We start from the raw sequence: 22,359 nt of genomic DNA, 5'->3' as shown, positions 1-22,359 counted from the left end.
TCGGAAACCTTGTTATTTTGACCTGTTGTTATCGTTCGGTTTTATTGTACTGAACCGTTGTACGGTGTTGTAGCGCAAATTTCTGATTTCAACGATGCCACCTAATAAAACGGTGTAAATAACTTCCCCGTTTTTCGCTGTAGCGGTTTCACCAGGCTTTCCCTCCCCTCTTATGATCTTGTTGATAGTTGCGAGCTGCGCTGCACTGTCCACTTCGGCAAATGCAACCGGGGAATGCAAGCTGATCGCTAAGACCAAAGCAAGAAGAGCCGTTATTGGTCTGTTCATGATCGTTCCCTGAGGAGAGTTAGCGGAAAACAAAGCGTACCAGTCTAACTCGATTGGTGTCCTCCTTCCTAGCTCAAGCTGCAGGTTGAAAGCCCAGAGCACGAACTTTTATAGGCCGTTCTTTAAGTTTTGTCCTGACTTCCTGGAAAACCCCCTTAACAGTTCTGTTGCAACCTCTTGGTTACCGCAGCACGGAAACCACCCGTCGACGAGACTTTGTATCGGTCATGAGCCAAATCGTTCTGGAGTGAAGCGCGCCGTCACCGGGTCCGTGTTGCCGTTGATGAGACCAGCGACTAATCTGCTCGTGATGGCGGCCAAGGTGAGTCCGAGATGGCCATGGCCAAAGGCGTACACCACATTATCGCTATTGCGGCTCCGTCCAATGACCGGCCGGGAATCCGGTAGAGAAGGCCTGAAACCCAGCCACTTCGATGAAGCCTGGTCCAATTCGGGGAAATACTGCCGGACTCCGCGGTCCAGGAGTTCAAACCGCGAAGGATTGGGGCCAGCCGAGGTTCCTCCAAGTTCCACCGTGCCAGCAACCCGAAGCCTGCCGGCCATCGGCGTCATGTAAAATCCGAGATGGGTCGGACAAACAGGACGCTGGAGCAGCGGACTTTCCGTTGTATATTCGAGATGATAACCGCGCTCGGTTTCGAGCGGAATCCTGTCCCCCGCCTGCAAAGCGAGTTCCCTGGAAAAAGCACCAGCCGCGATCACTACGGTTTTAGCCGTCAGATCGAGATCAGGCCCGCTGAGATGCGTCCGATCACCATTGATTTTGAGATTAACCACTCGCGATCTATGAACGTCCACGCCTTTGGCGTTTCCTGCTGCAGAAAGCTGACGCATCAACGCGCTCGGATCCGTGACATGTATAGAGTCGGGGAAAAAGACGCCGGAGCCCTCGAACCGCGGAAGCGTCGGCTCCATCGCAGCCACTTCCTCCGCACTGAGTGTTTCCTGACGCATCCCGAGCTCGCACCGAATCGTATGAGCCCACGACCCGCGGGAGCGGTTGCTCGTGTTTTGCTGCACATAAAGACAGCCGTTCCTGCGCATGAGTTTTTCGGCTCCAGCTTCCACCGCCATCTCTTCCCAGGCCGGCAGGGCTTCGACCAGCAAGTCTGCCAGAGCAGCAGCATTTGCGCGGGCAGCCGCAGGCAGGGATTGACGTACAAACTGCACCAGCCAAGGTGAAATCTGGAAGAGTGCTGCCCAACGCAATGAAAACGGGCTGTTGGCATCGAACAATAGTCGCGGCAGATTTTTGAGAACATCCGGGTTGCCCACTGGCACGCAAGCGTAGTCTGCAAATGTTCCGGCATTTCCGAACGACGCTCCCGAACCAGGTTCGTTCGGGTCGATCATAAGGACCTCGCGCCCCTCTGACGCCAATCGCAGCGCGATAGTCAGACCTATGACGCCAGCGCCAACGATTGCGATTTCGATATTCCTTGGCCTGCTCACCAGATTCTCCTACACGAAACCCGGAATCTGCAGATGTCCTGCTTCCAGCAATTCGCGCATTATCTTCAGAGCACGCCGGAGGTCGTCCCGGGAGCGCGCCGCACCGATATTGATGCGTACGCCGTGCTGTACGGGTTCACGTCCGACTGCGAAAGCATCACCAGGCAAAACACCAACGCCCCGCTGCAGGCACGTGCGGGCAAAGCTGGCGCCGCGCCAAGGTTCGGGCAAGTGTAACCAAGCATGGGTTGAGGTCACATCGGTCTGAAGATCGAAGTCTCCAAGCATTTCGATGAGAATGTGTTGCCGTTGTGAAAGCTCCGCTTTCTGGGCGTCTATCACCTCAACCGCGGTGCCCTCTTCGAGTAGAATGGTTGCGATCAGCGCCGCCATCGGATTAACGCTCCAGCAGTTGATCCGGAGCGCTGCCGCCACCTGCCCCATCATGAATCGCGGCCCAATAGCAAAGCCAAACCTCAATCCCGGCGCCACGCACTTGGAAAATCCGCCGATATAAACGGTTAGTTCCGGTTCGAGACTAGCGAACGACGGCGGGGACTCGTTGAGCAGCGGACGGTAGACATCATCTTCGATGATAAGCACATTGTGTCGCCGCGCTATTTCAACAATTTCTCTGCGTCGCGTTTCCGAGAGGGTGATTGTTGTCGGATTATGCAGGCTGGGCACCAAGAAAACCGCTCTCGGTCGCCATTGTACGCAGGCGGCGTCGAAGGCGTCAGGCCTGAGCCCACCCTTGTCCATCGCGAGGCCCCGCAGGTCGAGACCGTGCGAGCGACAGAGGGCATTGATGCCCTGGTACGTCACTTCATCGGCTAGAATGACGTCGCTTTTCTGGGTCACGGCACTAAGGACGCAGTCGAGGGCATGCTGGGCACCGATTGTCAGTACAACCCTCCCCGGATCGCCGTCACCCGCAACCGGCTTCAGCCAATCCGCCACTGCCGTTCGTGCCCAGAGCGGCCCCTCGGCAGGATGGTAGTCCTGAATTGAATCATAGTGGCGGTTCTTGGCAAGTCGTGGCAGAAGCGCTGTGAAAACGTCGAGATAGGCATTGGTAGCGGGGCGGTTGATCGAAAGGTCGACGATACCTGCCTCTTCGCTTGGAGCAGAAACGAAGCCAGCCCCAGCGTCATTCTTCTGATCCGCGACAAGCATGCCCCTGCCTGGCCGCGCATCGATAAGCCCGCGCTCCTGAAGCGTGGAGAAAGCCCGCGTTACGGTTGTTACATTGATTCCAAGGCTTTGGGCGATCTCCCGTTGGGGCGGCAGCCGCTCGCCGGCAGTGAGCAGACCGCTCGCGATCCGGTCGGCAATTGCGTCCGCAAGGCGACGGTAAACGGGGCCTTCGCCTCCGGAAAGCTGCAAATCTTGCATCATCAATATTGAGCCATTCTGCGCGTTAACATCCGGCTTGTACCATACGACAAATGGCCAAACAATCGAATTCATGTAGGATAACTTTTCAATCAACATAATTTTTGTTGAAAATACCACACAATTAAAACTTGACATAGCGATTGTATGGTTCATTATCCCACTAATGGCCGATTGTATGATCATATAAGTTCAACGATCCCCGAGGAGGAGCAGATGTGCCCAAAACTTTGGTTGCGTGAAGCAGCGTGGATCCAATGATGGTCGCGCATACCAATAGACAATTCGAAATGTTAGCTGCGAAAAGCGTCTCTCACGCGGAACCCGATCGCTTTGTCGAATTCGTCGACGTCGAGAAGTCCTACGACGGCCGTACGTTTGCAGTGACACGGCTCAACATGCATGTGGCAAAGGGCGAGTTCCTCACATTGCTCGGGCCTTCAGGCTCCGGCAAAACGACCACGCTGAATATGCTGGCGGGCTTCGAGCGTCCAACCAACGGCAGCATCATGTTAGACGGGCAATCTGTCGACCGTCGACCACCCTATGAACGCAACATTGGCATGGTCTTCCAAAACTATGCGCTGTTTCCGCACATGACTGTCGAGGAGAATGTCGGGTTCCCGCTTTCCGTACGCAAACTTCCGAAAGCTGATGTAACCACTCGCGTCCATAAAGCGCTGGATATGATCCAGCTGCGGAAGTTCGGCGACCGTCGGCCTGGGCAGCTCTCGGGTGGGCAGCAGCAGCGCGTTGCACTGGCGCGAGCCTTGGTGTTCGAACCGAGCCTTGTTCTCATGGACGAGCCGCTTGGAGCGCTTGATAAGAAACTGCGCGAACACATGCAGCTTGAGATCAAGCAGCTTCATTCCATGTTGGGAGTGACCATCGTTTACGTCACCCACGATCAGAGCGAAGCGCTGACCATGTCGGATCGCGTCGCCGTATTCAACAATGGCGGCATCGCCCAGATCGGCACGCCGGACAGTTTGTACAAAAAACCGGAGAGTCCCTTCGTCGCGGGTTTTATCGGCGAGAACAACACGCTCGAAGGCGTTATCGAACAGGTTTCTGGCAATGTTTGCCAAGTAGCCTTGAAGGGTGGCGGATGCCTCCGCGCGACTGCCATCGACATTGGAGCTCAAGGAACCTCATGCCAAGTCGCCATCCGCCCTGAATGCATTCGGATCGCTGCGGCTGCCGATGAGGAGAACGATTTCGAGGCGACTGTCGAGGGAAGGATCTATCTCGGCGATCATTTGCGGCTCCTTGCGCGGCTCGACAATGGCCAACTGCTGAGCGTGAAGGTTGGCCCTGAAACGACAACGACAGAAGCTCAACGAATTAGGCTCGGCTGGTCGCACACGGATTGCCGCGCATTTCCGGCACAGCAATAGGTACAAAGACCACAACTAAGAACAAGAGAGGGATCCATGAAACGCAATTCTTTTCATTCCGTTGCCTTGGCGACAGTCGCCGTCTGCGCACTTTTCAGTCATTCCGCCATTGCCGAGGAGTTATCCATCATGGCCAGCGGCGGTGCGTGGCAGGACGCGCAGCGTAAAGCCTGGTTCGAACCTTTCAGCAAGGAAACTGGCATCAAGATTGTCGAACAGGAATATCTTGGCGATCTCGGCAAGGTCAAAGCCATGGTCGACACGGGTAATGTGCCGATCGACCTTGTTACCGTCGAGACTGCTACGGTTCTGCAGGGTTGTGATGCAGGCATCCTCGAGCCGCTCGATTATTCAAAGATTGCCGATCAATCCAAATTCATTGAAGGCTCCGCCCTCAAGTGCGGCGTCGGCCTTGATGCCTATGGCGACATCCTCGCCTATGATCCGAATGTCCTGAAAGAAGCGCCAACATCGGTGCTCGATATATTCGATACGACGAAATTTCCCGGCAAGCGCGCAATGCGGAAATTCCCCGCGCAGAATCTTGAGTGGGCGCTTATGGCTGACGGAGTGCCGGCAGATCAGGTCTACGAGGTCCTTGGGACCCCGGAAGGCGTTGATCGCGCATTCAAGAAGCTGGATACGATCAAGAGCGATATTGTCTGGTGGGATGCCGGTGCACAACCGGCGCAATTGCTTGCCTCAAAAGAAGTGGTCATGACGACGGCATGGAACGGCCGCATCCAGAATGCGATCGATACGGATTCAAAGCCGTTCAAGATCGTCTGGGACGGTCAGATCCTCGAATATGACATGATCAGCATTCCGAAAGGCGCGAAGAACCCGGAGCTTGCCTATAAATATCTCGCCTACATCAGCAAGCCCGAGAACAACGCCAAGCTCGCTAGTCATATCACCTATGGTCCGGTTCGTATCGACGCAACTGAGTTCGTGGCTGCCGATGCGCTGCCCAAATTGCCGAATGCTCCGGAGCATATGAAATCCTATCTCGTCGCTGATACCGAGTTTTGGGGCGATTATGGCGAGGATCTGGTCAAGCGCTTTAACGCCTGGCTCGCGCAATAGCCATGTCCACGGTCCAGCCCACTAACATGGATCAGGGGCAGTTCTTTACCGCCCCCAACGCGGCCGACACCAGGTCGGTCGCGGCGGCGATTCGGAGATCCCAGGCACGCGAACGCCTGCGTTCGTTCGCGATTGCCACGCCACTCTTGGCTCTGTTGCTGCTCAGTTTCGGCATTCCGATTGCCATTCTCCTGTCGCGAGCCGTTTACGACCCAACGATAGGCAATGCTTTGCCGCTCACCAGCGCGGCGATGCAGAGCTGGAGCGGCAACGGAATCCCTGATGACAAAACCCTTCAAGCACTCGCCGCCGATCTCAAAGCCAGTCAGCAAAATGGAAATCTTTCGGAACTTGCGAAAAGTCTGAATGCGCGATTGCCCGGCGCGCGCAGCCAGATCCTCAAGACCGCCCGCGCACTCGACAAGGAAGGAGTGTTTGACACTGTAGCCGTCATCAAATCGATGCCGTTCTGGACCAGCCCTGGCACGTGGGCGACAATAGAGAGAGGAAGACATGCCCTCACCTCGTTCTATCTCTTGAGTGCGGTCGACCTTCGCTGGAACGCCGATGGAAGCATTGAACGCGTCCCGCCAGAGCAGGCTATATTCCTGCGCGTTTTCGCACGTACCTTCCTCGTGGCGGCAACGGTTACGCTTGCTACACTCATATTGGGTTTTCCCCTCGCCTACCTGATTTCCAGCGTGCCAAAAACAGTGGGGGCAATACTCATTGTTGCCGTTCTACTGCCGTTCTGGACGTCGATCCTTGTGCGGACCGCAGCGTGGACTGTGCTTCTGCAAAAATTCGGGTTGGTCAATGATGTTCTCCTCTGGCTCGGCGTGACCGGCACCAGACTCGACCTGATGTACAGCCGGCTTGGGCTCATCATTGCCATGACCCACATCCAGTTACCGTTCACGCTACTGCCGATCTACAGCGTCATGCGCACCATCCAGCCGTCGCAGATGCGCGCAGCGTATTCCCTCGGCGGCAGGCCGGTGACATCATTCTTGCGCGTCTATCTTCCGCAGGTGGTGCCGGGAATTATGGCCGGCTGTTTGCTGACGTTCATTCTTTGCCTCGGCTACTACATTACGCCAGCTCTAATCGGCGGCGCTGGCGACCAGCTGATTAGCAATTTCATTGCCAACTACGTCAATGTCGAACTGAATTGGGAAATGGCTGCTGCGCTCAGTTTTATCCTCCTCGTTTTCACCATGGGACTTTATGCGGTGTTTGCCCGCATGCTCGGTCTCGATCGCTTGAAGCCGGTGTGATCATGCTGTTATCTCCCTATCCCACGATCGGTGAACGAATACGGGTTACGTTGTTGTGGCTCTGGGGAGCACTCGTAATCGCTTTTCTGATGGTGCCGATCCTCATCCCCGTGCCGCTTTCGTTCAACAGCGGAGCCTTCTTCGTGTTTCCGCTGGAGGGGTTTTCCACGCGCTGGTACGAGGTGGTTCTTGGCACCGACCGCTGGCAGACGGCAATTGGCAACAGTCTGATCATCGCCTTCGGCACCACCACCCTCGCCACAGCGCTCGGGACGTTGACGGCGATAGCGCTATCCAGCGAGAGATTCCCGGCGCGACGCATCATCATGCCGCTGGTGATCTCCCCCTTGATCGTGCCGGTGGTCATCACCGCTGTAGGGTCCTATCTCTTTTATGCACGGGTTGGTTTGGCCAGCACCTATTTGGGGATAATTCTCGCTCATACCGCCCTCGCCAGTCCCTTTGTGGTCGTGACCGTTGGGGCTAGCCTGACGGGATTTGATCGCAATCTCATGCTGGCCGCATCGATTGCCGGCGCCAAACCCGTTGTAGCGTTCTATCGGGTTATGCTGCCCTTGATCCTGCCCGGTGTCCTGTCGGGAGCAGCTTTTGCCTTCGTGACGTCCTTCGATGAGGTCGTCGTTGCCCAGTTTCTTGCCAGCGCCAATCAGCGAACGATGCCGCTCGAAATGTTCATCGGCCTGCGCGAAAGGCTGAGCCCGGCAATCACCGCCGCCGCAACGCTCATGATGCTGCTTTCGATCATATTGCTCGTGGTTGCCAATCTTCTGGCAAGACGCGGTGCCAGGAAGGTAAAAACATTCGCATGAGGTCCGTGTCTACGTGAACGTGACGTAGCACCAAACGTGAACCGACGGCGTGGCCATCAATGATTTCCGGGTGAGGCCTTCGGTGGAAGCTGGTAGGCAAACATGATGATCAGCAGAGGTATCAAAGTTATCAGCGCTATCATGGCCCATGCATCATTGATCGATTGCACCATCGCCGCCCTTGCAACCATTGGGCTGAAAATGCTCTGAGCAATCGCATCGAATTTACCCGGCATATGCGCAACAACTTCGTTGGCAGGCATTCCAATAAATCTTTCCGTCCGCTGATCACCCCCCAGCAAACCGTTGGCTATTGCGATGCCGTGCGTTGTTGATCGCGTATAAATGACCGTGTCAATCAGCGCCAGACCTATCGCGCCGCCAAGATTGCGCATCAGATTGAATAAGCCACTGGCATCCGGAACCCTGTCATCTTGGAGACCACCCAGGGCAAGACGCGTCGGCGGGAGCAGACAAAACATTATTGCGAGACCGCGGATGACTTGAGGCCAGAACATCGCGGAAGTATCGGTTTGCGGTACTTGAAACGCACTGCAACCGAGGCCAATTGCGAACAACAGAAAGCCTATGGTTGACAGCAGTCTCGCTTCGACCCGTTGTTCCAGCATGACGGCAAAGGGCGCAATCATCAGCTGCGCAATGCCGGTCACAAGCATTATTTCGCCGATTTGCAGTGCGTTGTGGCCCCTGACGAAAGCCAGGAAAACGGGCATGAGATATACCGATCCGAACAGACCGAACCCCAGAACAAAACTCAGAATGCAGCCAATAGTGAAATTTCGGTCCTTGAAGTTATGCAGATCGACTATCGGCGCGAGCGACGTCCATGTTCGCCGGGTAAAGGCCGCCAGCATAATCACGCTGAAAGCCGAAAGTGACAAAACGACGGGGCCTAGCCAGCCGCGTTGCGGCGCTTCTTTCAATGCGATCTCCAAGGCGGCAAGTCCCATCGCCATCATTGCCAGCGATTGAAAATCAATCGAACGGAAATACTTGAGCTCCATGGGCGCGCGCGGAAGCAGTAAAGCTGCCAATGACGCCGCGACCAAGCCAGGGACGACATTGATTAAAAAGAGCCAGTGCCATGAGTACGTCTCCGTTATCCACCCCCCGATGATTGGTCCGACAGTCGGAGCCATGACTGCGACGACACCAGCGACGGTTGTGGCGATGCTTTGGTGCCGCTGCGGAAACAACAGGAAAACCGCAGAGAAAACCAACGGGATCAAGGTCCCGCCTGAGAACCCCTGCAGGACACGCCAGCACAAAAGGGCATTGAAACTATCGCTTTGCGCACATCCGACGGAAGCAGCGGTAAACAGCAATGTGCCAAATACCAAAAGCCAACGCATACTAAGCAAGCGGGTCAAGAAGCCAGTCAGAGGGATGGCAACGATTTCGGCGATCAAATAGGCGGTCTGAATCCAGCTCATTTGATCTGGGTTGATGCCCAAAGCACTCTGGATTGTTGGTAGCGACGTGGCAACGATCTGGACGTCGAGAATGGCCATGAACATCCCGATGCACATTGCGAAAAAGCCCAGCCAAGTTGAAAGACTTGGCAACCGCGCTTCGCCTGCATCAGGGCATTGCATCATGGCGCAACTCCGAAAGCGCGGAATTCTCTTCGCGAATCCTTACCGCCAGAACGAAGGCATTCAGCGCGGAGAATGCGACAGCATACCATACCAGCCCAAAGCACAAGGGCAGCACGGCGATCTCTCCGATCACGACGACATAATTCGGATGCGAAAGGAAACGGTAAGGGCCTGTTCTCACGAGAGGGCTTCCCGGGAAAACGATGATACGCGTGGTCCAGCGCTTGCCCAACGTCCCAAGCACCCAGAACCGCAGGCCTTGAAGCAATATGAAAACGGCAAGCCATCCTGGTTCAATCGGCTTATCCCAGGCAAAAATCCACAAGCCGACAAGCCAGGCAGCGTGCAACGCCACGATGAAAATATAATGACCCGGCGCAGCTTCATATGCTCCCTTCGCCAGCAGGGCTTTGGTGTTACGTCTGGCGAGCAGGAGTTCACCAAGACGCTCGATGGTGACGAAGGCGAGGAGCATCGAAGCCGCGATCATGCGGCTCTCTTGAGCGAAACACAGCTAACGCTGAAGCCCGGGCCCATCGCCGTCAGCAATGTGCGGGATGGCAAACCCGGCTCGACGACTCGCTCGAGAACGAATAGTGCTGTAGGGGCCGACATATTTCCATACTTGGATAGCACGTCACGTTCATGGTCCAAGCTCCCTTGACCAAGGGAAAGCGCAGTCTCCAGTGCAGTCACGACTTTGGCTCCGCCGGGATGACAGGCAAATCTATCGATATCCGCAAGTTCAAGATTCGCGCGTCCGAGGATTCCGGAAATAGCCGGGGCGATGCGCTCTTCGGCAAAAGGCGGAATATCGCGATCGAAAATGACGCCGAAACCCTGTCTGTCAACGCTCCAACCCATTATGTCCAGCGTGTTTGGCCAAGTGTGCTGGCCGGACATCTCGATGTCGGCTATTCCTTCGTCTGCAACCTTCAGGACGCATGCCGCCGCACCGTCCCCGAAAAGCGCGCTGGCAACGATATTGGCTTTTGTCAGTTGATCCAACCGGAACGCCAGTGTGCACAGTTCAACAGCGACTAACAGGACGACCGTTCCAGGTCTTGACTTCGCAAGTCGGGAGGCAATGGAGAACCCGGATACACCGCCCGCACAGCCCAGACCAAAAACGGGCACTCGTTCGATGTCATCGCGAAATCCCATTTGCTGAGCCACGCGGGCTTCCAGACTCGGAGTGGCGATACCCGTCGACGAAATTGTCACAACCGTATCGACATCTTTTCCCCTGATGCCTGCCTTCTCCAAGGCGGTATTGGCAGCCGAGACGAACAAACTGCACGCTCCCTCAATATAAGCGGCATTTCTTTCCGGCCACCCCAAAGGTTCCAGATACCATTCTAGTGGTTGGACAGCGTAGCGCGTGCGAATGCCCGAACTCTCGAAGACTTTCGCCAAACGGTCAAAGTCTCGGAATCGGGCCGAAAAAGCCTTATGTGCCGCAGCAGCGGCATCACGTTGCTGAATAATGTGAGCGGGCACTGCTGTGCCGATTGATATCAGTTTCACGGATTGAGACATCGACACTCCTTGGTGACATTGCCTCTGCTGTCGACGTGGCACAAGTGCTACCACGAGGATCCTGCAAGACACATCTCTTCGACAACACCTGAACTGGTATCAATATTCGGGGAATAATTATACCGCCTGGTCTCGATAATTACCGGCAGTAGTAAGCGTCGCCGCCGCCGAAGAAGGCGGGACCTGCAAACCGATTGGATGCCGGCCCCGTTTGGTGAAGACGACGGGCGTGCCATGGGCATGTCCTATGATACACTCAACAAACGTCCGAAAATCATCCTACAACGAGATTTCTTATCGTCAGCAGGAATAGAAACGTCGCTCATGAGGCGAATTTAATTCTCTTCAAAAATACTTCAAAAATACAGTAAAATTTCAGTCGCATGGCAATATAATCTCCTAAGAAAATTTAATTTGTAGAAACGTCTTCGTTAGTTCAAGTTGACATTGGTTAACTTATACTTCCGTCTTTTCAAACATGGAGGCCCAAATGCCAATTGACAGGTTTTTGTTCGATCTGCTTGGGGTCGGAGAGATTAATGGTGTCTATGACGTTGCCATCGGTACCGATCGGGCAGAGGAAATTCGCATAGACAGTCCCTTTCGCTGGTATGTCGAAGGCCATGGGGGCGGCGATACGCTCGTCGGCGATATATATGACACGGTGGGCTACGCCTCCTCACCCGAGGCGGTGCGGATCGATTTGACCTCCGTGGGCACTGACGGGTACCTCGACATTGCCGCCGGTGGAGATGCCTGGGGAGACCGGGTCGCCGCCGGATTCTCCAGCGTGGTGGGATCGGAGTTCGATGATCTTTTGACCGGTGACGGGCGCGACAACGTGCTCGCAGGCCTTGCCGGCGATGATGGCCTGGTCGGCGGCGGCGGCAATGACATCCTTGCCGGTGGCCTGGGCGCGGACTCACTTGATGGCGGAACCGGCGATGACAGGCTTCTTGGCGGGATCGGGGACGACATTCTGCGGGCTGGCAGCGGCAATGACTGGCTTGAAGGCGGGCTGGACAATGACCGGATGAGCGGAGGCGAAGGCAATGATCATCTCCTCGGCGGTGATGGCGATGACTGGATCGACGGCGGCACGGGCGACGATCTGATCAGCGGCGCGGCCGGCAACGACAATCTCGTTGGCGGCGATGGCATTGACAGCCTCGATGCCGGTGCGGGAGACGACACGATCAGCGGAGGCGCCGGCGGAGATCGCATCAATGGCGGCGACGGCATCGACAGGATCAATGGTGGTGCGGGGATAGATCACATCAGCGGCGGTGCCGGCGGTGATTTCATCGCCGGGGGCGACGACGGGGATTTCATCGCCGGCGGCGATGGCAACGATCTGATCGATGGTGGTGCCGGGCAGGACTTTATCTGGGGCGGCGCAGGCAACGACGTGCTCATCGGAGGGATGGAACGGGACACACTGATGGGCGGTGCCGGGGACGATATCATCGTCAGCAATGGCGGCAACAACATCATATCGGGCGGCGAAGGCTTCGACACGCTGGACATGTCCCAAGCACATGATCCATCCGACATTGGCCCAGACTACTATATAGACATCGAGCACTTCATCGGCAGCCGTTTCGACGATTCAATCGGCGGCAATGCCTCGGACAATATCATCGAAGGTGGGCTCGGCTCCGATACCCTGACCGGCAGCGGCGGAGCCGATACGTTCACTTTCGACAAGGCCGACGATAGTTTCGCGTTCCGGGCAGCGCAAATCGGCAGCGACACGATCACCGACTTCAGTTCCAGCGAAGGAGACAGGATTGATCTCAGCGGCATCGACGCTGATGCCGCTACATCCGATGACCAGGCCTTTCATCTCATCGGCGATAGTGAATTCTCGAATTCTGCGGGCGAGCTACGGATATTCCAGGTTCAACAGGATGCGCCCACCGATCTCGATCATTGGATGGTCCAGGCCGATAGCAATGGCGACGGTATCGCCGACTTGATCATTCAGGTCGACGGGCATCTCGATTCCGGATTGTTAGCGCATGATTTCACGCTGTAAGGCCAATTCTGCGCTAGCCTAGTCAAGCTTGGACCCCGTTCCGCTAAAACCCTAGAATCGCCAGCGACCGTTTGTCCATGCGACCGTCGCAGAATTGATCCAGAGCACGTTTGAAAACAACAGCATCACTCGATGCCAGTGAAAAGAGGGTCATCGACGAACAGAACTTCAGATCATCGGGAGATCCCAGTATTCGATTGAGAGGCATATCGGTGTGGGTCAACAATGTTTCAGTGCAGATCACCAACCGGTTGCCTAGTAGCCGATGACCCAGATAAGCTCGCGCTTCTTCAAGCGATGCTATGCCGTAAAACTGTGCCATGGAGGAGTGGCCAAGATTCTTCAGCTGTGGAAAGACGAACCACATCCAATGACTGCGTTTTTGCCCTGACCTCAACTCCTCGAGCACCCGCTCAAAGAGAGGTTCCTGCGCTTGGACAAACCTTTCCAGGTCAAATTCGGTTGCTTCTGTCATTACACCATGTGTCGCGACCTCCTGGTCGAGCTTTTCGACGCCCGCTATTGCCACATTCCTCGCATACGCGCTCCGATGTCCACGCGCATCTTTGGCTGCTCCGATTGTCCGGCAGCACTGGACCGTGCCAGAGGCCATGCGATGCATTCGAAATATTGCAATAGCGTAGCCGGGATGAATCGCGTCCGAGAAGCATAAACATGCCGGTCGCCCTGGGCATTCTGGCCGTGGGTAAAGAATCGCTGCGGCACAACAAGGTGGAGATTGTCCTTGGCCCGTGTCATGGCGACGTAAAGCAATCGCCGTTCCTCTTCGAGTTCTGCCGTGGAACCGACGCCGAGGTCGGAGGGCATGCAGCCATCGACAACATTGAGCATATAGACGGATTTCCACTCCTGGCCCTTGGCCGAGTGGATAGTCGAGAGAATCAGATAATCCTCGTCAAGCAGCGGCACGCCGGACTGGTCGCTGGTCGCGTCCGGCGGATCAAGCGTCAATTCAGTGAGGAATCGCTCCCGCGATGGATAACCCGCTGCAATCTGTTGCAATTGCAACAGATCAGCTTGCCGCATCGACGCATCTTCGTGGATGTGTTCCAAATGTGGTTCGTACCAGAGCCGCGCCTGCTCGATCTCGGCCGGCCACGCTGCCCTCCCTGCGCAGATCTGCTGCAGCGTTTGTACAAAGCCCATCCAGTCCTCGCCGGCGCGCGGCGGTACAGGGATCTCGGCGAGCGCTGCAATGGGATCGGTTTTTTCCGCCATCTGGTCCAGCACACGTTGCGCGGACGACGGTCCGACACCGGGCAAAAGCTGCATCAGCCGGAAACCCGCCACGCGGTCGCGCGGATTCTGCGCAAAACGCAGCACTGCAAGCATATCCTTGATATGAGCGCTATCGAGGAATTTGAGCCCGCCGAATTTGACGAAGGGTATGTTGCTGCGTGTCAGCTCTACCTCCAGCGGCCCGCTGTGATGCGACGTTCGAAAAAGCACTGCCTGCTGTTTTAAAAGGGTTCCGGTTTCGCGGTTCTCCAGCACGCGTTCCACGATATAACGCGCCTGATCGGTCTCGTCGCGAACACTGACAAGTTGCGGCCGTTCAGCCGATTGCCGTTCCGTCCAGAGGTTCTTGGTGAATCGTTCCGAGGCAAGGTCGATGACACCGTTGGCAGCGGCAAGGATGGTCTGCGTGGAGCGGTAGTTTCTATCGAGTGTTATGATATCCGCGGATGGGCTGAACGCCTTGGGGAAATCCAGGATGTTACGAACTGTGGCGGCGCGAAACGAGTAAATCGACTGTGCGTCGTCCCCAACCACGGTAAGGCCCCGTCCACCCGGCTTCAGCGCCAGGAGGATCGAGGATTGCAGGCGGTTCGTGTCCTGATATTCATCGACCAAAACATGGTCGAACCGGCCGCCCATATCGTCGGCGAGCGTTGAGACACTGGCGGTTTGCGCCCAGTAAAGCAATAAATCGTCGTAATCGAGAATGTTCTGTTTCTGCTTGGCTTCGACATAGGCTGCGAAAAGCTGGCGCAGCTGGGCATCCCAGGTAGCGCACCAGGGAAAGGAGGCCTTGAGCACTTCGTCGAGCGGCCGTTCTGAATTAACGGTGCGGGAATAAATAGCGAGACAGGTGCCTTTGGTCGGGAATCTGCTTTCCTTTTTGGAAAAGCCCAGTTCATGCCGGATGATATTCATCAGATCGGCAGAATCCTCGCGGTCATGAATGGTAAAATCCGGGCTGAGGCCTATCTGGTCCGCATATTCACGCAAGAGACGTGCGCCAATGCCATGGAATGTACCCGCCCATTCCAGAGCGTCGACCATAATTCCGGACTTCGCACCCAGCACCTGACCGCATATGCGCTCGACGCGGCGGGACATCTCGGAGGCGGCCCGGCGTGAAAACGTCATCAGCAAAATCCGGCGTGGATCAGCTCCGTTTACGATCAGATGTGCGACACGATGCGCAAGCGTATTGGTTTTGCCCGAACCGGCACCTGCAATCACCAGCAGCGGGCCGGCCACCTGACCTACGCCATATTCCACCGCCAGTCGCTGCTCGGTATTCAGTTTTTCCAGATAGGCGGCGCTCATATGATCCCCAACAGGCAGCCTCGCGAATCAGCCGCGAACAGAGAGTGAACGTAACATCACGGAAATTGGTTGGGAAGGTCAACCTTGGCGGAATGAACCATCGGCGTACCAAGGCGTTCTGCTATTACCCTGCGATCGAGCCACATCGCTCTGGCCACCGAAAGGAGGATACCATGGTCGATGATTTCGACGAAGACGACGAAGATGTCTGGGCAGTTCACAATTCCCTCGGCTGGTACCTCGGCATATTTATTACTGGCGTGATAGTAGCAGCGCTCGTCGCGAATTTTGTCTAAAATACCTTGTATTAATAAACGAGTGCGCGAGAGCTTCAGCGCAATACTTTTGGATACTGTCTAAGAAATAGTAGCAAACCGCGATTGATTGAAGCGACTGCCATATCCGTGCAGACTGGCGTGGCTGATTGACCCCAGCAGGCCCGGTGCCCATCCCCCAGCCCCGCCGGGCCTTTTTTCCATGAAAGTGCATATGATCCGAAATGGATTCAGATGACCAAGGCCCGCCAAAAGCCGAGTATGATCCGTATCTTACGCCGATGCGACCCTACGTGGTGCTTTTCGTCGTAGTAACCGTCGCGGTGCTTTTTGCAGGTTGGTTGTTCAGTCGGTGACATCCAATCCCAAGAGGAAAGCTTAGCTCGTTCATGTCAAAACAGGCTCCGAAGATTTGAAGCCTGCTTTGAATTTTAACCTCATATAGTCGGATAGTTTGGCCTATCGTTGGCCGTTACCCCCGCCACCGTTGTTGCCGCCGCCATTATTGCCACCGCCGTTGTTGCCGCCGTTTCCGCCACCGGAATTACCCTGTCCGGAATGGTCGCCGTTCTCGCCGTTGTTGTGGCCGCCCGAATTGCCGGGAGCATCCTGATCGCCGTTGCCATGACCATTATTGCCACCGCCATTGTTGCCGCCGTTTCCGCCACCGGAATTACCCTGTCCGGAATGGTCGCCGTTCTCGCCGTTGTTGTGGCCGCCCGAATTGCCGGGAGCATCCTGATCGCCGTTGCCATGACCATTGTTGCCGCCGCCATTGTTGCCGCCGCCATTGTTGCCGCCGCCATTGTTGCCGTCACCGCCGTTGTTGCCACCACCGCCGTGGTCGCCGCCGCCACCGTGATGACCGCCGCCGTGATGGCCGCCGCCATTTCCATGGCCGTTGTGCCCGTCGTTTCCGCCGTGACCGCCGCCGTGATGACCGCCGTTGCCGCCACCACCGTGATGACCGCCGCCGTGATGGCCGCCACCGCCGTGATGACCGCCAGGGCCACCAGTGCCGGGTCCGCCTGTGCCAGGTCCGCCAGTGCCAGGCCCACCAGTGCCAGGGCCGCCAGTGCCAGGCCCGCCAGTGCCAGGGCCGCCTGTGCCAGAACCACCTGTGCCAGAACCGCCTGTGCCAGAACCGCCTGTGCCAGAACCGCCTGTGCCAGAACCGCCTGTGCCAGAACCACCTGTGCCAGAACCACCTGTGCCAGAATTACCGCTCGCGCCAGAACTGCCCGCGCCAGAACCGCCTGTGCCAGAACCACCTGTGCCAGAACCGCCTGTGCCAGAATTACCGCTCGCGCCCGCGCCGGCACTGCCAGCATTGCCATTCCCAGATTTTCCGCCCGACTTGCCGCGGCCAGCTGTTCCATCGCCGCCCGAACGCTCGGCAGTTGAAGTCGTGGTGATTGCCCCCGTAGTTAACGGCGGACACATATCGAGTTGTTGCTTTGAAAGAACCAGTTTTCTGTTGAGAGCAAAGCAGCAAAGCCCTGCGTTATCGTTAGTAAGTGCTCGACATTGAGCTGCACTGGCAAAAAGAGCGCGTTTGGCTTGCGCATATGCTGGGGCGCTCGAAAACGTCGCCGAAACTAATCCTAAAGTGGAAATTGCCATAACGGCGAGTAAACCACCGCGTTTTGCCTTGCTTATTTTGTTTGTTATTGTAGGCATTTTACGTTTCCCTCAGAGTTAACTTTACAAGCAACTCACCATACTAGGAAAACATTTCGTTTTTTTCTTAGCCATTGATGGCTTTATTGCTTATCCAATCTGTAAGCTAATTATTATTTGGTTACTATTTAACAATGATGCTTAGGGGCCTTATAAAAAGATTAATGAAATGATTCAAAATATACCGTATTGTTTAACCTGATCCCGTCGCGGATTATCAGCCGCCCCAATCGTTCCAGAGGATAGTGTTAATCCTCGCCAGTAGCGGCAAAGACGACGTACCCAGCCTCAGGCCCTGAAATTACTGCCGTCACGGCATGTTAATAACCGACGTAAAACTTCAAGGCCGAGAACATGATTTTAACGGGTTAACGCGCAAGCTGCGTTTGGCAATTCGCGGGAGAGCGTCGAATGATTCGCAAATATTCTCTGCTTGTTTTGACGGCATTAGTAATTGGAAGCACAATTTCAGCTCCGGCATTTGCGCGGGGCACTGAAATGCAACTCAACGGCAAGGGCTTTGGCCCACCGGCATTCCGCTCCTTTTGCGGGCGCTTCGCGAGCCTTTGCAACACCCGCTCAGGCGCCAGGATTGTCCAGTTGACGGCGGATAAACGTCATCAACTTCAAACGGTTAACTCAACCGTCAACTCGAGCATCAAGCAACAGAGCGACATGCAGACCAATGGTGTCGAGGACCTCTGGACGATCCCGACAAAAGCCGGAGACTGTGAAGATTTCGCCATCCTGAAGAAGCGCGAACTCCTGAAACGAGGCTGGCCAGCGGCATCACTGTTACTTACGGTTGCCCGTCTTCCCTTCAGCAATGAGGGCCATGTGGTGCTGACTGTTCGCACTTCAGACGGCGACCTTATTCTCGATAACCGCACCAATTCGGTCAGAGACTGGTCGAGCACATCGTATCGCTATTATGCGCGGCAATCGCAAAGATCGGCCGGCTGGGACAGAATAGGCAAAGCAATACCCATCGACGTTACGGCGCGGCTGAAGTAACGGCCTCAACCGCCTGCATCCAAAGTTCAACCGCAGGACGAGATTCTTGCCCCGGATTCGACCTATCTTGCATAGGAATCGGATCAACCCGCGTAAGAAACGCGCCTTTTTGTTTTATTTTCGCCTCACATCAAGCTTGCCGTCGACAAATCGTGCGGCGCGTTGCCGCCTGGCTCTCCCAGATGTTGCTATTGCCGCAGTCAGGTGAAAAACTGGTGACCTATTCGCGCTCTTGCAATGAGAGGCCCATCGGAAAATCTTCAGGTGGGAAATCTGATTCCCGGCATGACTGACATCGATGAATCCGGCTCCTCGAGTGAGTCGCTCTACTGGCGGCAGAACCTGGTCGTCTGCCTGCTTGGCTCTTTTACGACGATCGTCGCGATGACGCTGATCCTGCCTTTCCTGCCACTCTACGTTGAACAGCTTGGCGTGAAAGACCATGCTGCGATCGTGCAATGGTCGGGTGTTGCCTATGGCGCAACATTTTTCACAGCGGCGCTCGTCGCGCCGCTTTGGGGGCGTCTCGCCGATCTCTATGGACGCAAACTGATGCTCATCCGCGCCAGTCTCGGCATGGCGGTCGCCATGTCGCTGATTGGCATGGCGACCGATGTCTGGCAGCTTGTGTTCCTGCGGCTTTTGACCGGACTGCTCGGCGGCTATGCATCGGGCTCCACTGTCCTGGTGGCAACACAGACGCCGAAAGCGCGAACAGGCTGGGCACTCGGGACCCTTGCGTCAGGCATCATGGCCGGCAATCTTGTCGGCCCGCTGATCGGCGGTGCGCTGCCGCCTTTGATCGGCATCCGCCAGACCTTCTGGCTGGCTGGAGGTGTCATTTTCATCACCTTTCTGGCGACGAGTTTTTTCATCAAGGAAGAATGGCGCCCGGCAAAGTCGAAGACTGGCAAACTGGGCGGTGGCTGGTCGGCCATTCCCGACAAGCGGCCAATCATCGTGATGCTGCTCGCAGGCATGCTGCTGATGCTCGCCAATATGTCGATCGAACCGATCATCACGGTCTATGTGGCGCAACTCGTCGACAATCCTTCCCATGTCACAATGGTCGCCGGCATCGTCATGTCGGCGGCGGCGCTGGGAAGCATCCTTTCAGCATCGCGTCTCGGCAAGCTCGCTGACCGCATCGGCCATTGGAACGTCATCGTTGCGGCGCTTGGTGTATCGGCGCTCCTGTTGATCCCGCAAGCATTCGTAACCGAGGGGTGGCAGCTTGTCGTTTTGCGCTTCCTGATGGGGCTTTCGCTCGGCGGGCTTCTGCCCTGCATCACCAGCGTTATCCGCCACAATGTTCCCGACCGCGTCTCCGGCACTATTCTCGGCTATGCCACCTCTTCGCAATATGCCGGGCAGGTAATCGGCCCGCTTGCCGGCGGGTTCGTTGGCGGGCATTTCGGCATGCGCGCAGTCTTCCTCGGCACCTGCCTGATGCTTGGCCTCGGCGCGCTCTACGGCTGGATGGTGCGTCCGCGATAGAGCCGCTGTTCGTCGGCAGGTTCAACGAGCTCGAAGGCAATGTTATCGGCGAGATGGGCAATGAACTTTTCGATAATCTTCAGTGCGGCCTCCGCATGGCCGGAGATGGGGTAACCCGAAGGTTGCAATAGAAAAAGCGTGCGTGTGAGCGGTGGATTGGCGATCTTGCGCGCAATCAGCGCACCGGCCTCCACCTCCCGCGCGACGACGCCATAGGGCAGAAGCGCAGAGGCGGTGCCTTGCGCTATCAGTCCTTTGATCGCCTGTTTCGATTCAATCTGATAGGTGACATCGAGTGGCAAGTGCAGCTGCTCCATCGCCTGTTTGACAAGCTGGATGATATGGCTCTTTTCGGTGGAGATCACGAAAGTCGCTCTGGAAAGTTCGGCGAGATCGATTGGCCCCTGCTTGTTGAATTCCGTTGCCGGACCGGTGACGAAGAAAAGCGATTCGGTGAGGACTGGCGTGCAATTGACCGCCTTATGCGAAGCAATGTCGAACGCCAACGCCAGATCAATCTCGCCCTTGGCAATCCGCTCCGGCAGATTGTGGCTGATATCTTCGATGATATGGACTTTGGCGGCCAGGTTCTGCCGGTTGAATTCCTGCGCCAGCGGGGCAGCGAGCAGCATGGAGAGGCTGGCTGTCAGTCCGATCGACAGATGCCCTGGCTCCGGGTTGTTGAAGGTCTTTATGTTCTTCTTGATCGTCGCGAACCGTCCCAGCAGGTCCCTGGCTTCTTCGAGAAAATACTGGCCCGCAGGCGTTGTCGTGATGCCCCTTGGGCTGCGATCCAGCAATTGCACACCGAGCTCCTGCTCAAGCGCAGTAATCTGCGAGCCAAGCGCCGGCTGGACTATATTCAATATGGCCGCGGCCTGCGTGATGCTTCCGCTCTCACAAACACAAACGAATGATTCAAGCTGACGAACCCTCACCGATTTTTCTCCTCTGCACGAGCCCGTCTTACCATGCCGGCAGGGTCAGGTCATGCGGAAGAACGCCTCCATAGGGGAATACAACTCGCGGAGGATAGAGCCTTATTAGAATGTTTCAGGTTTGAAACATACACGCCTCCGCCACCTCTGCTTCATTCCGTCCCCGACCTCTCCGTCATCCTCGGGCTTGACCCGAGGACCCACATTTTCTTGAAGAAACAAGAACGCAGCGCTATGATTTGAGCATCCCAATGGGTCCTCGGGTCAAGCCCGAGGATGACGGAGAGGGAGGCGCGTCCCAGGTAAAGACAAGGGCTCCAGGAATCAGATGACAATCCTGGTCATGATGCCTTCGGGAAATATCTCTTCGGGAGTCATGTGCCGTTGGGCGATACCCTGCTGATAGGTATAGAGCATCATCTGTTCGAAGGTTGCCCGGTTCTTTTCGATACCGAAGGGAAATGTATCGCCATCGAAAAGCGTGCGCATACGGCGGGCATAGGTGGCAAGCCACGGCAATGGATAGCGCGAGACGGCAGGATCGAGCAGACGTTCGAGGCTGCGGTTTTTCGACTCCTCGAAGGCATTGTAAAGGTTGCGGGCGATCCATGGGTTGTCATCGAGCAGATGTCTCTTGAGCGCGATGATGTGCATGATCGGCCAGATGCGCGTACGCTCGTAGTATTCCTCCTCCATCTCCAGGTAATCTGGAAACAACCGTTCGATATTGGGATCTCCTTCGAGGAAACAGGTGGGCGGCCGGGCGATGATAGCGCAATCGATCTCGCCGGAGGCGAGCATCTCCGAAAGGGATTTGTCGCCGACGCGTGTCAGCTTGACACCTTCCGGCAAGTCGAGATCGACCTTCTCGATGCGCCCGGGTGCGTTTGCCCCGGCCTGATACCAATGAACGTCCTGCAGTTTGACACCGCAATCATTGTGCATCCAGCCGCGCATATAAACGGCCGCGGAATGTGCCCATTCCGGCGAGCCGATGCGCTTCCCGCGCAAGTCTTCGACCGTCTTGATGCCGCTGTTCTTGTTGACATAAAACGAACTGAAACGGAACAGGCGAGAGCAGATGACCGGCAAGCCAATGATGTCGCTGTCAGGCCGGCTGATCTGCGCCATGAACTTGGCAAACGAAAGCTCGCTGATGTCCCATTCGCGATTGAAGGTGAACCGCGCGAAAATCTCGTGGTGACCCAGGGTCAACCAGTTCAGGTCCAGTCCCTCGGCTTTCACAGCGCCAGTACGGAAATCGCGAAAGTGATCATAGTCGGTCGTGGCTATCGTAAGTTTTTTGCGAGTCATTCCAGGTTTCCGATTGCTTGTTGTTCAGAGCGGAAAAGCCTGATGTTATTTCGACCAGATCCGCGAATCCGAAAGGTAGTGTGAGTTCCGGCGCCTATCCAATACATAGATTGTTTGGGGTC

19 protein-coding genes are annotated in these 22,359 nt (G+C 56.1%); 8 read left to right on the top strand and 11 right to left on the bottom strand.

The genetic code is table 11. The annotated features are described in order from the left end of the window. Window positions 1-12: 12 nt before the first annotated feature. The 3 genes from FHS21_RS25485 to FHS21_RS25475 all read right to left on the bottom strand — a co-directional run bounded on the left by FHS21_RS25485 (window position 13) and on the right by FHS21_RS25475 (window position 3,231). Window positions 13-288 (bottom strand): hypothetical protein, encoded by a 276-nt coding sequence (locus FHS21_RS25485; protein WP_183664774.1) that lies wholly within the window; start codon window positions 286-288, stop codon window positions 13-15. A 225-nt stretch (window positions 289-513) separates the two neighbouring features. Next, window positions 514-1,761 (bottom strand): NAD(P)/FAD-dependent oxidoreductase, encoded by a 1,248-nt coding sequence (locus FHS21_RS25480; RefSeq protein ID WP_112527257.1) that lies wholly within the window; start codon window positions 1,759-1,761, stop codon window positions 514-516. Between the two features lie 9 nt (window positions 1,762-1,770). After that, the gene (locus FHS21_RS25475; protein WP_246411201.1) at window positions 1,771-3,231 is read right to left on the bottom strand and encodes an aminotransferase-like domain-containing protein; all 1,461 of its coding nucleotides are present in this window, start codon (window positions 3,229-3,231) and stop codon (window positions 1,771-1,773) included. A gap of 215 nt (window positions 3,232-3,446) precedes the next feature. On the opposite strand from FHS21_RS25475, the gene FHS21_RS25470 reads away from it, so the two are divergent. From FHS21_RS25470 to FHS21_RS25455, 4 genes are read left to right on the top strand one after another with little or no spacing between them, the layout of a single operon-like run. Beyond that, window positions 3,447-4,553, top strand: coding sequence for an ABC transporter ATP-binding protein (locus tag FHS21_RS25470; RefSeq protein ID WP_112527279.1), 1,107 nt, complete (start codon window positions 3,447-3,449; stop codon window positions 4,551-4,553). Window positions 4,554-4,589: 36 nt separating this feature from the next. Beyond that, on the top strand, window positions 4,590-5,639 hold the full coding sequence (locus tag FHS21_RS25465) for an ABC transporter substrate-binding protein (RefSeq protein WP_112527259.1): 1,050 nt from the start codon (window positions 4,590-4,592) through the stop codon (window positions 5,637-5,639). A gap of 2 nt (window positions 5,640-5,641) precedes the next feature. Further along, window positions 5,642-6,916 carry an ABC transporter permease gene (locus FHS21_RS25460; RefSeq protein ID WP_112527261.1) on the top strand — a complete coding sequence of 425 codons (1,275 nt, stop codon included), beginning with the start codon at window positions 5,642-5,644 and terminating at the stop codon, window positions 6,914-6,916. 2 nt (window positions 6,917-6,918) lie between these two features. Next, window positions 6,919-7,746 (top strand): ABC transporter permease, encoded by an 828-nt coding sequence (locus FHS21_RS25455; protein ID WP_112527263.1) that lies wholly within the window; start codon window positions 6,919-6,921, stop codon window positions 7,744-7,746. A 56-nt stretch (window positions 7,747-7,802) separates the two neighbouring features. On the opposite strand, the gene FHS21_RS25450 is transcribed toward FHS21_RS25455, so the two are convergent. Genes FHS21_RS25450 through FHS21_RS25440 form a run of 3 tightly spaced genes read right to left on the bottom strand, consistent with a single transcriptional unit; the run spans window position 7,803 to window position 10,904 of the window. After that, window positions 7,803-9,365, bottom strand: coding sequence for a DHA2 family efflux MFS transporter permease subunit (locus tag FHS21_RS25450; RefSeq protein ID WP_183664772.1), 1,563 nt, complete (start codon window positions 9,363-9,365; stop codon window positions 7,803-7,805). Beyond that, window positions 9,349-9,855, bottom strand: coding sequence for an isoprenylcysteine carboxyl methyltransferase family protein (locus FHS21_RS25445; RefSeq protein WP_112527267.1), 507 nt, complete (start codon window positions 9,853-9,855; stop codon window positions 9,349-9,351). The genes FHS21_RS25450 and FHS21_RS25445 overlap by 17 nt, the downstream gene beginning before the upstream one ends. Beyond that, on the bottom strand, window positions 9,852-10,904 hold the full coding sequence (locus FHS21_RS25440) for a type III polyketide synthase (protein WP_112527269.1): 1,053 nt from the start codon (window positions 10,902-10,904) through the stop codon (window positions 9,852-9,854). The genes FHS21_RS25445 and FHS21_RS25440 overlap by 4 nt, the downstream gene beginning before the upstream one ends. Before the next feature lie 490 nt (window positions 10,905-11,394). Here FHS21_RS25440 and FHS21_RS25435 point away from each other — a divergent pair, with 490 nt between their 5' ends. Next, window positions 11,395-12,942, top strand: coding sequence for a calcium-binding protein (locus tag FHS21_RS25435; RefSeq protein WP_162701853.1), 1,548 nt, complete (start codon window positions 11,395-11,397; stop codon window positions 12,940-12,942). Window positions 12,943-12,985: 43 nt separating this feature from the next. Here FHS21_RS25435 and FHS21_RS25430 read toward each other — a convergent pair whose 3' ends face one another. Both FHS21_RS25430 and FHS21_RS25425 read right to left on the bottom strand, forming a co-directional pair. Further along, window positions 12,986-13,417, bottom strand: a complete 432-nt coding sequence (locus FHS21_RS25430) for a DUF1810 domain-containing protein (RefSeq protein ID WP_112527281.1) — start codon at window positions 13,415-13,417, stop codon at window positions 12,986-12,988. Window positions 13,418-13,461: 44 nt separating this feature from the next. Beyond that, window positions 13,462-15,519: an ATP-dependent helicase gene (locus tag FHS21_RS25425; protein ID WP_183664770.1), complete on the bottom strand. Its 2,058-nt coding sequence runs from the start codon at window positions 15,517-15,519 to the stop codon at window positions 13,462-13,464. A gap of 173 nt (window positions 15,520-15,692) precedes the next feature. Between FHS21_RS25425 and FHS21_RS31265 the strand changes: the two genes are divergently transcribed. Then, window positions 15,693-15,815 (top strand): hypothetical protein, encoded by a 123-nt coding sequence (locus FHS21_RS31265; protein WP_281386158.1) that lies wholly within the window; start codon window positions 15,693-15,695, stop codon window positions 15,813-15,815. Between the two features lie 416 nt (window positions 15,816-16,231). Here FHS21_RS31265 and FHS21_RS25420 read toward each other — a convergent pair whose 3' ends face one another. Then, window positions 16,232-17,131 carry a hypothetical protein gene (locus tag FHS21_RS25420; RefSeq protein WP_183664768.1) on the bottom strand — a complete coding sequence of 300 codons (900 nt, stop codon included), beginning with the start codon at window positions 17,129-17,131 and terminating at the stop codon, window positions 16,232-16,234. A gap of 754 nt (window positions 17,132-17,885) precedes the next feature. Here FHS21_RS25420 and FHS21_RS25415 point away from each other — a divergent pair. Then, the gene (locus FHS21_RS25415) at window positions 17,886-18,488 is read left to right on the top strand and encodes a transglutaminase-like cysteine peptidase (RefSeq protein WP_112531916.1); all 603 of its coding nucleotides are present in this window, start codon (window positions 17,886-17,888) and stop codon (window positions 18,486-18,488) included. Between the two features lie 285 nt (window positions 18,489-18,773). Then, window positions 18,774-19,985 carry an MFS transporter gene (locus FHS21_RS25410; protein WP_112531918.1) on the top strand — a complete coding sequence of 404 codons (1,212 nt, stop codon included), beginning with the start codon at window positions 18,774-18,776 and terminating at the stop codon, window positions 19,983-19,985. Here FHS21_RS25410 and FHS21_RS25405 read toward each other — a convergent pair. Together FHS21_RS25405 and FHS21_RS25400 are read right to left on the bottom strand one after the other, a co-directional pair. Continuing rightward, entirely contained in the window at window positions 19,958-20,923 is a 966-nt protein-coding gene (locus FHS21_RS25405) for a LysR family transcriptional regulator (protein WP_112531915.1), read from the bottom strand. The two genes, FHS21_RS25410 and FHS21_RS25405, sit on opposite strands and share 28 nt — an antisense overlap. 324 nt (window positions 20,924-21,247) lie before the next feature. Continuing rightward, complete coding sequence (locus tag FHS21_RS25400; RefSeq protein WP_112531914.1) at window positions 21,248-22,237, bottom strand: substrate-binding domain-containing protein; 990 nt, start codon at window positions 22,235-22,237, stop codon at window positions 21,248-21,250. Between the last annotated feature and the right edge of the window lie 122 nt (window positions 22,238-22,359).

The organism is Phyllobacterium trifolii, assembly GCF_014192095.1.
In the GTDB taxonomy this organism is placed as follows: Bacteria; Pseudomonadota; Alphaproteobacteria; order Rhizobiales; family Rhizobiaceae; genus Phyllobacterium; species Phyllobacterium trifolii.
The sequence above is the reverse complement of the archived record's forward strand: the minus strand, read 5'-3'. Positions and strand labels throughout refer to the sequence as shown.

What these genes read in the sequence shown, in the direction of transcription:
- FHS21_RS25485 (WP_183664774.1), bottom strand. Translation starts at nt 288, where the DNA reads ATGAACAGACCAATAACGGCTCTTCTTGCTTTGGTCTTAGCGATCAGC.
- FHS21_RS25475 (WP_246411201.1), bottom strand. Translation starts at nt 3,231, where the DNA reads ATGAATTCGATTGTTTGGCCATTTGTCGTATGGTACAAGCCGGATGTT.
- FHS21_RS25470 (WP_112527279.1), top strand. Translation starts at nt 3,447, where the DNA reads ATGTTAGCTGCGAAAAGCGTCTCTCACGCGGAACCCGATCGCTTTGTC.
- FHS21_RS25465 (WP_112527259.1), top strand. Translation starts at nt 4,590, where the DNA reads ATGAAACGCAATTCTTTTCATTCCGTTGCCTTGGCGACAGTCGCCGTC.
- FHS21_RS25460 (WP_112527261.1), top strand. Translation starts at nt 5,642, where the DNA reads ATGTCCACGGTCCAGCCCACTAACATGGATCAGGGGCAGTTCTTTACC.
- FHS21_RS25455 (WP_112527263.1), top strand. Translation starts at nt 6,919, where the DNA reads ATGCTGTTATCTCCCTATCCCACGATCGGTGAACGAATACGGGTTACG.
- FHS21_RS25450 (WP_183664772.1), bottom strand. Translation starts at nt 9,365, where the DNA reads ATGATGCAATGCCCTGATGCAGGCGAAGCGCGGTTGCCAAGTCTTTCA.
- FHS21_RS25445 (WP_112527267.1), bottom strand. Translation starts at nt 9,855, where the DNA reads ATGATCGCGGCTTCGATGCTCCTCGCCTTCGTCACCATCGAGCGTCTT.
- FHS21_RS25440 (WP_112527269.1), bottom strand. Translation starts at nt 10,904, where the DNA reads ATGTCTCAATCCGTGAAACTGATATCAATCGGCACAGCAGTGCCCGCT.
- FHS21_RS25435 (WP_162701853.1), top strand. Translation starts at nt 11,395, where the DNA reads ATGCCAATTGACAGGTTTTTGTTCGATCTGCTTGGGGTCGGAGAGATT.
- FHS21_RS25430 (WP_112527281.1), bottom strand. Translation starts at nt 13,417, where the DNA reads ATGACAGAAGCAACCGAATTTGACCTGGAAAGGTTTGTCCAAGCGCAG.
- FHS21_RS25425 (WP_183664770.1), bottom strand. Translation starts at nt 15,519, where the DNA reads ATGAGCGCCGCCTATCTGGAAAAACTGAATACCGAGCAGCGACTGGCG.
- FHS21_RS31265 (WP_281386158.1), top strand. Translation starts at nt 15,693, where the DNA reads ATGGTCGATGATTTCGACGAAGACGACGAAGATGTCTGGGCAGTTCAC.
- FHS21_RS25420 (WP_183664768.1), bottom strand. Translation starts at nt 17,131, where the DNA reads ATGGCAATGCTGGCAGTGCCGGCGCGGGCGCGAGCGGTAATTCTGGCA.
- FHS21_RS25415 (WP_112531916.1), top strand. Translation starts at nt 17,886, where the DNA reads ATGATTCGCAAATATTCTCTGCTTGTTTTGACGGCATTAGTAATTGGA.
- FHS21_RS25410 (WP_112531918.1), top strand. Translation starts at nt 18,774, where the DNA reads ATGACTGACATCGATGAATCCGGCTCCTCGAGTGAGTCGCTCTACTGG.
- FHS21_RS25400 (WP_112531914.1), bottom strand. Translation starts at nt 22,237, where the DNA reads ATGACTCGCAAAAAACTTACGATAGCCACGACCGACTATGATCACTTT.